Origin of the sequence: Xanthomonas hortorum (genome assembly GCF_011305375.1) — a bacterium.
Classification (GTDB): Bacteria; Pseudomonadota; Gammaproteobacteria; order Xanthomonadales; family Xanthomonadaceae; genus Xanthomonas; species Xanthomonas hortorum_E.
Genome location: NZ_VCME01000026.1, coordinates 34,994 through 47,052, shown reverse-complemented (window position 1 = coordinate 47,052; position 12,059 = coordinate 34,994). Strand labels below are relative to the sequence as shown.

The window sequence follows — 12,059 nt, the reverse complement described above, 5'->3', positions numbered from 1 at the left end:
TGGGCAAAGCGCCGCAAGGTCGGAATCTCGTGCAGCGCTTCTTCCATCGCCGGATCGCTCAACGCATACCACTGCTGCAGCAAATGAATCCGCAACATCGTCGCCAGTGCGTATGGCTGCCGACCTGGGCGTCCCGACACCGGATAGTGCGGTGCGATCAGACCGAGCAAGTGCTGCCACGGAACGACCTGCTCCATCTCGGCCAGGAAGATCTCCCGTCGGGTCTGCTTGCGCTTGCCCAGGCCTTCAGCGTCGCCGAACGTCAGTTGCATGGATTACTCCTCAACATGAGGCGGGTAGTGTCACGTATCTATGGTGCGTTGTTCAGAGGTTCCCTAACTCCGCAAGAGGCGAAGGAGCGGGTCTGCGCGGCGCTCTCGCGCGACAAGCGCTTTGCCAACCCAGCGGAAGTGTTTCCGAAGTGCGTCCGGCAGGTTTACTACGCGGGCTATCACATCGATATGCCGGTCTATCGCATCCGGAAGGAAGACGATGGACAGCGAGAGGTGTTTGAGCTGGCGGGTGACGGCAGTTGGGACGTGTCCGACGCACGCGCGACGACAAAGTGGTTTCGGGAGGAGGTCTCGACGCGAAACAAAGCGCATGAGGGCGAGGGGGAGCAAATGCGCCGTGTCGTTCGCCTCACCAAAGGTTTCGCTCGCAGCCAAGAGGACTGGAAGGACGAGACCACCAGTGGGATCGTGCTCACAAAGCTGGTGGTGGATTATTTCGTTCCCCGCGCCGGGCGCGATGACGAGGCGCTGCTGGATACGTGGAAGGCGATCGAGGCCCAGCTCAAAAAGTCGACGGTGGTGGCCCACCCAGTGAACGCATCGAATCTGGCCGAGGAGGGTAACGCGAAAGTTTCATTCTTCAAGGAAAAACTCAGCTGGGCGCTCCAAGAACTTGCGATTTTGGAAAAGGGCTGCACGCGGTCTGAGGCGCGCAAGGCTTGGGATGGCGTCTTCGATAGCGGTTACTTCCAGAAACTACCTGATCCGACCGTTAAGGATGATGCAAAAAAGGTCTTCTTTATTGCTGCTTCTGCTAAATCCGACGTCCGCAATGACGGCAACGGCCGCTTCGGCTAAGGATGAGGCGTCTGGATTTCACGGCAAGCTATGTTGAGGAGATTGAGCAGGGTCTGGAACAGTCCAGGCCCTGCTCTTGGCGTCGCTTGCGTCCGGAAGAGGAAGGTGCGTTCTTGCGCTTTGGACTGGTAGCAGCATGGTTGGTGGACATGCCTACAGCCTGGCATCGCCATCCTCTGATTGACCATGTCGTAATCGGCATAAACGCAGTGTTCCCCTTCGCTGACCCCGTTGTCGTCGCGCTACAAAGCATTGCAAAAGGCGCACCGTATTGGCCGCACATTGATCCGACTGGGAATATTTGTCTTGGTCGGCTTCGCTACTCGTCGGCGGCACCGATACGTGTTCTCAGCACGCTGCAGGATGCGCTGACTGTCCTTGACATGTCGGAGGAGGAACGGAATGCCGAGCATCGGCGTGAGTTCCTGGCCTACTGGTCACAATTGGGGGAGACAACCCAAGCACCTTACCTGTGCGTGATGGATGGTGCGAGAAATTCTAGGGATATTGCCTATTACAGCGGCCCGTGCCGAGGAGTGTTCTTTGCAGAAGATGCGACGCGTTTGGACGCATGGCTCATGCGTATCGGAAAGCAACCGCCGAAGGTGGCTTCTACCACGCATCTTATCTGGCTAGATAAACCACTCCTGCCGGATCAATTCCCCAAGACGGGAAGGGATGTCATTGCATTGGCAGGGCATCGTGCGCTTGAACCGCACGTGCGTGCGGGAAACGCGCTTCCTGTGTTGTTCGGCTGCGAGATTGATGGCAATCCCGTGTATGTCTGCACGGAGATTGAAGGAATTAGCGCTAAAGGTGCGGCGAAGGGATTTCGACCATCCAGGCCGCGACCGCCTGCTCTCATCGCTGCGAGCTTTTATGCAAAACCCGCAGTGCGCAGGAGTGTCCAGCGCGCTGACTACTCGTGGGTGCACGGGCGCGGCAGGAATGCTGATATCGAGGCGCTGCGTGGCAAGCGGGTCACCATTGTGGGTTGCGGTGCGCTCGGCGGCTTTCTAGCGAGAGCGCTTGCCCAAGCTGGTGTTGGCTCTCTGCTTTTGATCGACTCGGACGAAATGGTTTCGAGCAATGTCGGGCGACACGTGCTTGGTATGGAGGCTGTAGGTCAGGACAAATCAGTGGCCTTAGCGAAAAGCCTGCGTGCTAACTTCCCTCATGCGGTCGGCTTCGATTCCTGGAAGGGTTCGATTCAGAACGCTAGCACAGAGCAAAAGATGGAGCTCGCCGCTTGCGACCTTCTTGTGGCTGCTGGCATCAACCTAGCCGGCGAGCTGGCTCTGGATCGCTGGCGAAAAGAGCTAGAAAGCCCACCTCCACTAGTTTGGACATGGATTGAGGAGTTCGCAGTCTCGGGACATGCTATCGCCCTTATAGATAAGGCCTGCCTAGCTCAATCTCTTGACGCGGACGGGGAGTTCCTAATGAGGCTAACGTCGAGCTGGCCGGCGGGGCAGGGCCACGCTCTGGAAACTGGTTGTGGTGTTGCATATCAACCTTACAGCGCCGCTGACATGATGGGCACGATCAATTGCGCGCATCGCCTTTCGCTTGATGTCCTTCTTGGAAAGCAGCAGAGAAATGTCGTTCGGTCGTGGCTCGGTGATCGAGATGTTGCTGCTGCCGGTGGATGCACGATTGATGGTGTGTTTGATCGCTCATTCTGCGAAATTTCACGTGTTTGGGCGTGGTAGGCGATGACCATCTTTGCTTCGCTACCAGAAAGCTCTCAGCGCGTCGTCATCGAGAAAGGTGTGCTTGGTCATATTGCACGGCATCGGCAACTATCTTGGTATTCAAGGGAGGCAGGAGGCCAAATCTTCGGAACAATCGGTGCAAGTGAAGTTGTAATTTCTTCGGCATCAGGACCCTATAGGGGTGATCAACGCTGGCGGTTTAGCTATCGTTCCAATGCCGAATCCGCTCAAAGGGCGATTGACCAGCACGCCAAAAACGGGCTCTTCTACTTGGGGGAGTGGCACACGCATCCGGAGAAGCATCCGATGGCCTCGGCGGCTGACGTCGAGGCAATGAAGCGACTGCGCAATGCTTCGGAAACCAGGTTGAATGCCTTGTTGATGTTGATTCAGGGGAAAGCCATCGGTGCCCCCGGCATTGCCATCTATTCGTTCGGTCTGGATGGCCTCGCTCGCTGGAAAATCTTTCAAGACTGGGCGAGCAACGACAATTAAACTAGCCATGGCTAGCCGTCAATAGTAGTGGTGAAGCTTGGTGGAGATCGGCGGCTAGATCCAACGACTGCTTGTTTTTCCAGTAAATAAGTGGGTCGCAGTGTCTGGTAGCTGCAGGAAGAATTAATCTGAGGAATCTGCCTTCAGGAATCCGATATGGTGCACGGAATTAATATCAGCGGTGAAGCGTCCAGAATTGGATTCGCGCGCCAAATCGAACAGAAGGAGGTGATGGCCGGCCAAGTTGTATATGCTTTCGAGGTGATAGCGCGCCAGGATTGCTTCAACCTTTGACTTGTGAATGGAAATTCGGAAGCTAGTTTTCTCGGTGCCGAAGTTGGAGTAGTAGCTCTCTCCGTATGCCCAGTATTTAAAAGGCTGCACGATTCCCCAGAATCCAAGCCAGCGTCCCGTGTGCTGATCGATGTGTGCTTCGTTAAAACGAACAAAGCCATCATGCACAGGAACGATCGTTTGGTCTGGCATCCGCATGGGGAGCGCACTCGTCTTGAAGCTTGGCCAGTGGAGTAGCTGCTCTAGAAGTCGTTGCGGTCCCCGAGAGAGTGACCCTGATCGACGTGTCTGCCCGCCAGTGCCACTTCCGCCTGTCCGCGTATCCTCCGGAGAAACGGTGGGCTCATCAGTGCGCGTATTCACCTCATCAGCTTGCAATTGAATTCGGACAACGAGCGTCTGATTGTGTTTTTCCCACTGGCTGACTGCAGCGTCGCTTTCATTGGTTTCCCAAGGGTCCCCGTTACGCTTGATAACGTCGCAATTTGCGGCATGCGGGCGACAAAAGAAGTGGGGAATCGTCGGTTTACGCCCCGCTTGTGGCTCGCTTTCCCTGCGGTAATAGGCATTGGATACGCATCCCTTGCATTGCAGATGCCCGCTCATAGCCTGGCGTTGTTGTTCGGTGTATCGAGAAAGCTCAAAGGCCGTGTAAACGTGTTCGGTACGTCGATCAATGGCTTCTTGCATTAGACATCCCCTGTCGTTCTAGCAATGCTTTCTGACGCGGGGGCGCCGTGTCAAGCCCAGACGTAGGGCGCTTGGTCAGGCGATTCCATTCTCTTTGAATTCTGGCCGCGGCCGAGACTGTCAAGGTCGGAAGGCGACTTCGGCATAGCTCGCCCTTATTCCGCTAAAGTCCCGGGTTACGTGCGGAATGGCGCAAGCGGCTAAGTCTGTCTGGAAGGAAGTGGTTGTCGATGATGTTGAAGGGCCTAGTGGCTCTGCTGTTGGCCCTTCCTTTGGTTCCTGGCGCAGCAGCAGATTTCGTTGGCCGCGCCACCGTCACAGACGGCGACACGCTAACCGTGGCAAGGCAGCGCATCCGCCTGTGGGGCATTGATACCCGGAAAGCGGCCAACAATGCACTACCAAAGACGGACGTCCTTGGCCCTGTGGCCGGTCCGCCGCCGCGCTGGACGGCTATCTGCTGGACGATACGTCCACTGCCAGCTCAAGGGCACGGACCGCTACGGCAGGGTGGTCGCGGAGTGCTTCGTTCAAGGGCAGTCGGTCAACCGCTGGATGGTGAACTCCGGTTGGGCGGTGGCGTATCGGCAATACGCCACGGCATTCATCGCAGACGAAGCCGACGCGCGTCTGCGGCGGCGGAATCTCTGGCAAGGACCCTTCCAGATACTCGCGGGCTACTGCCGAAGCAAGCGCGACTAGGCAGCACGCTAGGCTCCAGTGGCTGCGCAACCCATGCCGGGCCGATGCCGCATCAAGGGCAACATCTCCCGTCACGGCAAGAAGATCTACCACATGCCCGGCCAACGGGACTACAAGCGCACGAGCATCGACCTGAGCCGCGGCGAGCGCATGTTCTGTCGTCCCGAGGCGGCAGCTCGGGCAGGGTGGCAGCCAGCGAGTCGCTGATTTCGCTCGCCACGGTAGAGCGAGCTGCGATGGTTTGGCATGCACTCTTTTGTCTGCCCCGGTCGGTGATCGGGACGGTAGACTCTGCTCGACTGAGGTGGAGACCAGACCCAGGTGGACGGAGTGCAGCGCATGGAAACAACGATGACCAATCAGCCCAAGAAAGGGGAGTTCTTCCACCTGCAGCCGGACGTTCGGCGCGGGGGAAAAGGCCATGGGGTTGTCTTTGAGAACCGAGACGCTCTCCTCACTCCGCCAAGGCTAATTCTGAAGCCCAAGGACGGCGGATTTCCCGCTTTGCGCGAGATCCCACGCCTGGTCTACCACCCCAGTGAAGGCGTGCTTCCCGAAGATCTAGAAGGGGGGTTCAGTGGTTACTGGCTGGTGTCAGAGCGCCTACGTCGAGTGATGGAGACGGCAGATCCTGGAGCGTTCGCGTTTGCCGAGACCGACTATCGTTTGGCCGATGGCTCGAAGGGGCCAAACGTCTACCTGTGCGATGTGGTCCGCACGGTTGACGCGCTGGATGAAGATGCCTCTCACCTAGATATTAAGGTTAGTGACGAATACGAAGACGGTAAATATTACAGCCTGGCGGGGGGCTCGCGGCTGGCCTTCAAACGCGACGTGCTCGGGACGGCGCATGTGTTCAGGCTGCCATTTCACGGCGGCGTCTTTTGTGACCGGGTGTTCAAGGATGCTGTGAAAGCAGCCGGGATAGGCGCGCAAGGTAAATCGGATGGCCTCTGGTTCTACGACGTGGTCAACCGATAAGGCGAGCCACAAGGTCGCAAGGAAGGAGCCTGATCCATGCCGAACTACCGAACGCTTTTTCAGAACCACCACAGCATCGAGCAGCAGACGCTGAAGAACAGCGAGTTGCTTGATGAGTTGCAACGGGCGGGGAAGTTTGACATCCACGCACCGGAAAACCGACTGTTCTTGCCGGCCAACCCCGCGTTCGCTCAAACGATGGGCATCACGCCACATAGCGGCGGCCCTCTTAGCGCATACCAGTATGGGCTGCTTGATCACCTTGAAGATCTTTACGCGTCCCGAGATGGACAAGCCATGTTGGAGGGCGACCCAGCGGCAATGGACCGCGTTGTCCAGCGCGTCGAGCAACTACGCGATACCGTCAAAGTAGGCCTAATCAACGGCGACTTGAACACCAATACGCCGGTTGGTTTAACCCCTCCGCAGACCAACCAGAAGGTTCAAGACTTTTTCCGCGATATCCCGACCTATCAGCAGACTCATGCCCAACAAATTGAAGCTCTGAAAGGATTCACTGGAGTGGATCACGGCTGGGGTGCCGTCGCGCACTCTGAGTCGCGCATCGTCGCCACGCTCAACCAAATCCAGGTTAGCAATAGCGCAATTATCCGGGGCGGGGATATCCAGCTTCAGCGCAGTGGGCTGTCCCTTGCCCTTTCCAATGCCCACCACGATGGGCGCGTGGTTTTTTCAGAGCAAGGCATCCTCAAGGTCGAGCAGACCCTGGGCGAGGAGGCCGCACATAACCTGCGCGTCCCCCGAGGCCAGCGGGGTGGCGTATCCATGGAACTGCTGCTGGGCGAAGCATCGGCCAGCAGCTTGGTGCGCTCGGGCGGCTTGCTGGCCACCGGCGCCGATGCGGTGTTGACTGCTCGCCGTTCTGCCGAGTTGCTGGAACAAAGCAATGCCACCGCCGCGCAGTCTGAGGTCACCCATGCCCTGGCGCGCAATGTCGGCGGCTGGGCCGGTGGTGCATCCACCGCCGCGGCGCTGGGCGGAACCGGCTTCGTGCCTGCGGCGATGGTGGTGGGCGATGCGCTGTTGATGAGCAAGGCGTTCGACAAAGGCGCCGATTTGCTGGACAACCGCGCCATCTACCACCAGACCGACAGAGTGGGCGTGGAGTGGCAGTTCAACGGTCGCAACTGGCAGCGCGCAGCGGCCATCGACCTTGCCCAGGATGGCCGCCGCACGTCGGGCGAGCAGCCCGTGGTGGCCAGCTACGAGAAGTCGCAGGAGCTAGGTGCGCTGGCCAACGCTAAGGCGGTGGAGCTGGCGTTGGGCAAAGTACCGCCGCCCCAGAACCCGTTCAACATCCCCGCACGGGCAAGCGACCAAGTGGGATTGGACAACCAGAATTGGGAGCGCAATCCCGAGCGTCAGACTTGGGAGCGCCAAGTCAGGACCGCCGCGTCCGGCACCGATGAGATTGGCAGCTATGCCATCCAACTCGCGCCCCCGGAACGCGTGCAGCAACTCAATCAGGAGGCGTTGGCACGCATCGAGAGCAACATCGCCACGGGGCGCGAAGCCATTGCCGCCGCCTACCTGGAAAACCACGCCGCGCAGCGTGCTCAGGCCTACGGTGTCGAAGTGCCGGCGGCAGTGGAAAGCGTCATGGGCAAGCAGTATCACGTGCAGGCACACGACGGGCAGCTCTACCAGCGCAACGAGTCGGGCCAGTGGGCCGGCAAGGATGGCGTCGCCAGTGGCAACCTAGCGGCGGAGCTGGAGCTCACCAACCAGATGCGCCAGGCCTCGCTGGAGCGCGCTCAGGAAACCTTGGCGGCCATCCAGGCGCTTCCCGCGCCCACGGCTGCGCAGATGCAACACAACGAGCTGCTGCACCGTTACCGGGCCGCAGGCGTCGATTTGAACGTCAACCCAGATACTCAGCAGGCCGTGGAGATGGCGGCGCAGCGCACCAGGGACGCCAGCGGCATCACCGGACCGACCATGCAGCTACTCCAGCGCAACGAGTCCGGGCAATACGGCTACGACAGCCCCATCGCGCACCTGCAACGCGGCAGCGATGGCGTCGCTCGCGTGGTGGCCGTTACGAGTAGTGAAGACATCCGGCAGGCGTTGGGTGAGGCGCAAGGCAACCGGCGAGAGGCGCCAAGCTTTGGGCGCGTGCCTGAGGGAACTGCAGACGCGGACACCTCGACCTCCGAGTCGTCCAACCCGCAACAAGTGCTCGACATCCAGGCACGCATGCAGGCCTCTGTCGCGGCGCAGGCGCGGCAAGAACGCGAACAACAAGATCGCCTCGCGCAAGAGCAACACGCCACCCAGGTGCGGGAGCACCTCCAGCACGCACAGACTGAGCGCGAAGATCGGCCGCAAAGCGAGCAAGTGCTCCAGGCGCACGTGGTGTTGGAAGGTCAACGCGAAGCAGAGCAGCAACGTGAGCTAGAAGAACGCCAAGTGCAGGAGCGCCAAGCGCAGACCAGCCAGCAACGCGAGCTGCAGGAGCGTGATGGTAGGGAAGTCCAGCAACGCCAAGCTCAGGACAACCAACAGCGGGAGCAGCAAGACCGCCAGGCTCTAGAAACCCGGCTAGTTGAAGTCCAGGAAGCTCAGGCTCAGCAAGTCGGGCATCAGGAACAGCCGACTCAAGGACTCGAACCGCAGCAGGACCAACGTCAGCAAACCTCGCAGCAACCGGACACTCAGACGCGTGCTCCAGATGCTGCGTTGGTTCAACAAACGCCACGACCCAAGTCGCAGCAAGAAGACGCACGCCAGCAGCCAGAGTCGCAGAACCAGCAGGCACGCGAGCACCTCGTTCCTGACGCGCGCGATCAGCTGAAGCAAACGCCCGGTCCTGGCGATGCGCCGCCGCTTCAAGCACGAGAGGCGGAACGTGCGCTGGAAATGCAGGCAATAGAGAGCCGCGACACAGCGCGCCTGTCAACGCCTCCATCCGATGGCCCGGAATCCGGTAACCAACCTTCGCAAAGTGCGAAGGCCGATGCGGTGCCCCCAGCGCTGCATCAGCAAGTGCAAACGCACCCAGCGGAGATAGAGCAAGCGTCAGTCCGCCAGCAAGACGTGGCGCGTGAGCAGGAGGCAGAGCCGGTTCGCGTCATGGCCCCAACAACGCCTGCGACAGCAGAACCGTTGATTGCCTCGCGGTTCACAGCGCCCACCACTCCTGAGCGAGAAGCCGAGGCAGAACAGCCTCGTCCTTCAAACGCCTTGCTCGCTGATCATGGGGCGGCTTTGCTGCCGGCAGCACACCTCGCGCAGGCACACGAGCAGTCCTTGGAAGACAGGGCTGTGAGTCGCTTGCCCGCAGGATTGGCGGAAGCGGGAGACCTGCGCACCCAATCGACTCCGGCGCAGGAACACAGCGCCGCAGATCCAGGCGGTGCCCTGTTCCTGGAAGAGACCATGCGCTCGTTGCGTCAGCTGCAACAGGAGATTGAGGCGGCGGATCGGGAAGACGAACGCTTTCACCAGGAATGGAAGGAGTATCGCGAGCGCGGAGAACCCTATCCCTTCGCTCGCGACGGGGCGCGCGACAAGGAGAGTGGAAGCATTGATGCATTCAGCGCGCACCAACCAAGTCGCCGCTCTCCCAGCGAAGCTGCTGAGCAAACCGATGCCTTCCCATCTTTAGCTCAGCGCTCCACCGGCCCAGGGAGAGGGGATGCGCCAAACGAATCGTCGCAGACCGAACGGAAATCCATTACCGGCGACCCCGACGTGGACGAAGTGCTCTATGCACTGGAAAGCAAGAACGAGCTCGCGATTGAGCAAGCCCTGACTCGGGTGGCCAACAGCGCAGCAACCCAGGCGCTGATCAAAAAAGGCAACGAGTTCCTGGAAGCCCAGGCGATGCAGGAAGCGCAAGAGCACGTCGCCACGCGCCAGGCGCTGGGGATGGATGTCGCGGCCGAGGTCAACACCAGCCGCGGTCCGGTGATGGTGATGACCTTGCCAGAGTTCGCCAAGGGGCCGATGCAGAACGGGCCCCAAGGGGACGGCGGCGGTGGAGATGGCGGTGGGGGCGGTGGAGGAGGCGGTGGTGGTGGTGGTGGTGGAGGCGGTTAGTCAAAATCGCTTCCATGACCCGCTGAGCTTAGGACACCTCATGGACAAGCAAGACCCTTCTGCAATGGCGGAAATGCTGGCGATGTTGAACGCCTCGAACGCCTCGTTGCAGCAGACCATCAAGGTGTTGACGACGCTGGTGTCATCCATGCAACAGCGCGAACACAACCTGCGCGATCTCATCGCCGAACAACTTCAAGTGCTGCAAAGCGCGGTGGGCAGCGCCGACTCCAAGGTCAATCGGGTGCTGGAGAACGCACTCCCGAGACTGACGCAGCTGACCAATCAAGCGTTGACGCAGACGCTGGAACCGGCCGCCAAGCGGTTCAACAAAGAAATGGCCACTGCGGACGAGACATTGCAGCAAGCCACTCGGCGTTACGCGCAGGCCCAGCAGTCCCTGGAGACACGGATCACGCGGCGCATGGGCATTGCATCCGCCACGATGCTCGTAGCGGGCGTGTTGGGCCTGGGGGCAGTGGCTTACTCGGTGGGCATCATCAACGAGAAGCGCAGCGAGCTGGTGCAACTCCGCACCTCAATCGACTATTGGGAGCGGGTTTCGCGCGCTGACCTAGCTCCCTGTGGCGAAGGCCGGCTCTGCGCCACGCTTGAGAAGAACGGGCCGCGTTACGGCAACCAGAGGCAATACAGAGCGGTCAACCTGCGCACTGCGCCGGCCGCGCGATGAAGTTTGCTGATTGTGGCCAGGTGGAAGAAAGGGTCAATTTTTCAAGGAGAAAGCGATGATTCCAATTCGTCCAACGTTGATTGGTAAAACTTTAGGTAGTGAGGAAATTTATATGGTTTCCGACTCCGTTTTTCAATGGGATGCTTACCAGTCAAAGCAATCTATGGAGGCTAATCATCTCAAGCATTTGAGCGATTTGCTCAAAAAGCAGAATCCACAGTTAGCATTCGAGACACTTGGACCAGGCCTTGATCCGCCTGATTTTTTAATATCTAGGGATGGGGTGCGGAGCGGGATTGAATTGACTGTTTGGCCCGCAGAGGATCGGATACAAAGAGCTGAATTCTTCTCAAAGTTGCAAGATAAACTTCTATCTTTGTATGAGTCCGGTAGGCTGAGGGGACTCGTTGGCATGGAGTTTCGGTTAAACTTTAACGGTTTAGGGGGTAAACCGACAAAACTTTCTGACTCGGTTCTTTATGATTTGGTCGGTCAAATTGAAGGTTGTGCAGATAGTCGCCCCAATGCCATTGATTTTTTTGGCGATGATTCCCCCCCGATGCCGAGTGGGAGCGTGGTTGGTTCGGGGGTTGACTGGTCTGTCACTGCAGTAGCGGACATTCCCTTTCATGGAAGCGATTTTGCAAATCGAACAGGTTTTGAGATCTCTGCTGGTCAGCAGAGCAACTTAAGTCAATCTCTCTTTGATGAAATTCTTCAGAGGGTGATAGGCGAGAAGGATAAGTCTGGAACGGATGAGCTCCTAATTTCGGTTGGCGCCCCTAATCGGAATGGTCGTGCACTTACGGGAGACGTGTCAGCGATAAGCTCGATTCTTAAAAAATGGAAAGGCTTGGTTTGCTCGCCTGTCCACTTAAAGAGAATATTTATCGACATATGGCTTGCCGATGTTGTGTTTGTAATTTATGAGAAGCCGGATGACTGACGGTTGGATGATGGCTCGGCTCTGGTCAATTCATCATTTGACTTTCATCAGCCTTGGCGTTCGCCATCCGCAACGCGCCGAGTGAGCTCGCTTGGTTACGGATCGCCGCGTCGCTCCGATTTCCCACGTGCGCCAATAGCGCGCCCACCAACTCGGTATCCTCCAGCGATTCCGCGCCTGCAAGGAACACGAGCTCTGCCACTCGCGTGCGCCGCTTGGCTTCCTCGCGGCGCTGCGTTTCCCTCGCTTTCGCCGCTTGACGTTGGCTCGCTAAAAGTTCGCGCGCCTGAAGTTGGGCCAGTCGTTCCGTCGCTCGATGGATTCGGTCGTGGTAGTGATTTGTCGCGCTCATCTGATTTCTCCTCTGCGTGCTTACGAGTCAACCAAAGAAA

Annotated in this window: 10 protein-coding genes and 1 pseudogene; 8 read left to right on the top strand and 3 right to left on the bottom strand. The window is 58.7% G+C overall.

Going from position 1 to position 12,059, the window contains the following annotated elements; translation table 11 throughout:
* A partial coding sequence (locus FFY45_RS19785; RefSeq protein ID WP_176341746.1) for a transposase occupies positions 1 to 272 on the bottom strand: 272 nt, incomplete at its 3' end.
* Between the two features lie 27 nt (positions 273 to 299).
* Here FFY45_RS19785 and FFY45_RS19780 point away from each other — a divergent pair.
* The 3 genes from FFY45_RS19780 to FFY45_RS19770 all read left to right on the top strand — a co-directional run bounded on the left by FFY45_RS19780 (position 300) and on the right by FFY45_RS19770 (position 3,301).
* Positions 300 to 1,091 carry a hypothetical protein gene (locus tag FFY45_RS19780; RefSeq protein ID WP_176341745.1) on the top strand — a complete coding sequence of 264 codons (792 nt, stop codon included), beginning with the start codon at positions 300 to 302 and terminating at the stop codon, positions 1,089 to 1,091.
* Positions 1,092 to 1,240: 149 nt separating this feature from the next.
* Positions 1,241 to 2,803 carry a ThiF family adenylyltransferase gene (locus FFY45_RS19775; protein ID WP_176341744.1) on the top strand — a complete coding sequence of 521 codons (1,563 nt, stop codon included), beginning with the start codon at positions 1,241 to 1,243 and terminating at the stop codon, positions 2,801 to 2,803.
* Positions 2,804 to 2,806: 3 nt separating this feature from the next.
* Positions 2,807 to 3,301, top strand: coding sequence for a Mov34/MPN/PAD-1 family protein (locus FFY45_RS19770; protein ID WP_176341743.1), 495 nt, complete (start codon positions 2,807 to 2,809; stop codon positions 3,299 to 3,301).
* Positions 3,302 to 3,424: 123 nt separating this feature from the next.
* Here FFY45_RS19770 and FFY45_RS22230 read toward each other — a convergent pair whose 3' ends face one another.
* A complete protein-coding gene (locus tag FFY45_RS22230; RefSeq protein WP_255172090.1) occupies positions 3,425 to 4,285 on the bottom strand; it encodes an RING finger protein in 861 nt (286 codons plus the stop codon).
* A 230-nt stretch (positions 4,286 to 4,515) separates the two neighbouring features.
* Here FFY45_RS22230 and FFY45_RS19760 point away from each other — a divergent pair.
* From FFY45_RS19760 to FFY45_RS19740, 5 genes and pseudogenes are all read left to right on the top strand, one after another.
* Positions 4,516 to 5,194: pseudogene (locus FFY45_RS19760) on the top strand (thermonuclease family protein).
* Between the two features lie 132 nt (positions 5,195 to 5,326).
* Positions 5,327 to 5,968: a DUF1629 domain-containing protein gene (locus FFY45_RS19755; RefSeq protein WP_176341742.1), complete on the top strand. Its 642-nt coding sequence runs from the start codon at positions 5,327 to 5,329 to the stop codon at positions 5,966 to 5,968.
* 36 nt (positions 5,969 to 6,004) lie between these two features.
* Positions 6,005 to 10,030 (top strand): coiled-coil domain-containing protein, encoded by a 4,026-nt coding sequence (locus FFY45_RS19750; RefSeq protein WP_176341741.1) that lies wholly within the window; start codon positions 6,005 to 6,007, stop codon positions 10,028 to 10,030.
* 40 nt (positions 10,031 to 10,070) lie between these two features.
* The gene (locus FFY45_RS19745; protein ID WP_176341750.1) at positions 10,071 to 10,721 is read left to right on the top strand and encodes a hypothetical protein; all 651 of its coding nucleotides are present in this window, start codon (positions 10,071 to 10,073) and stop codon (positions 10,719 to 10,721) included.
* A gap of 55 nt (positions 10,722 to 10,776) precedes the next feature.
* Entirely contained in the window at positions 10,777 to 11,667 is an 891-nt protein-coding gene (locus FFY45_RS19740) for a hypothetical protein (protein WP_176341740.1), read from the top strand.
* A gap of 25 nt (positions 11,668 to 11,692) precedes the next feature.
* Here the strand turns inward: FFY45_RS19740 and FFY45_RS19735 are convergent, their stop codons facing one another.
* On the bottom strand, positions 11,693 to 12,019 hold the full coding sequence (locus FFY45_RS19735) for a hypothetical protein (protein ID WP_176341739.1): 327 nt from the start codon (positions 12,017 to 12,019) through the stop codon (positions 11,693 to 11,695).
* Positions 12,020 to 12,059 lie beyond the last annotated feature (40 nt).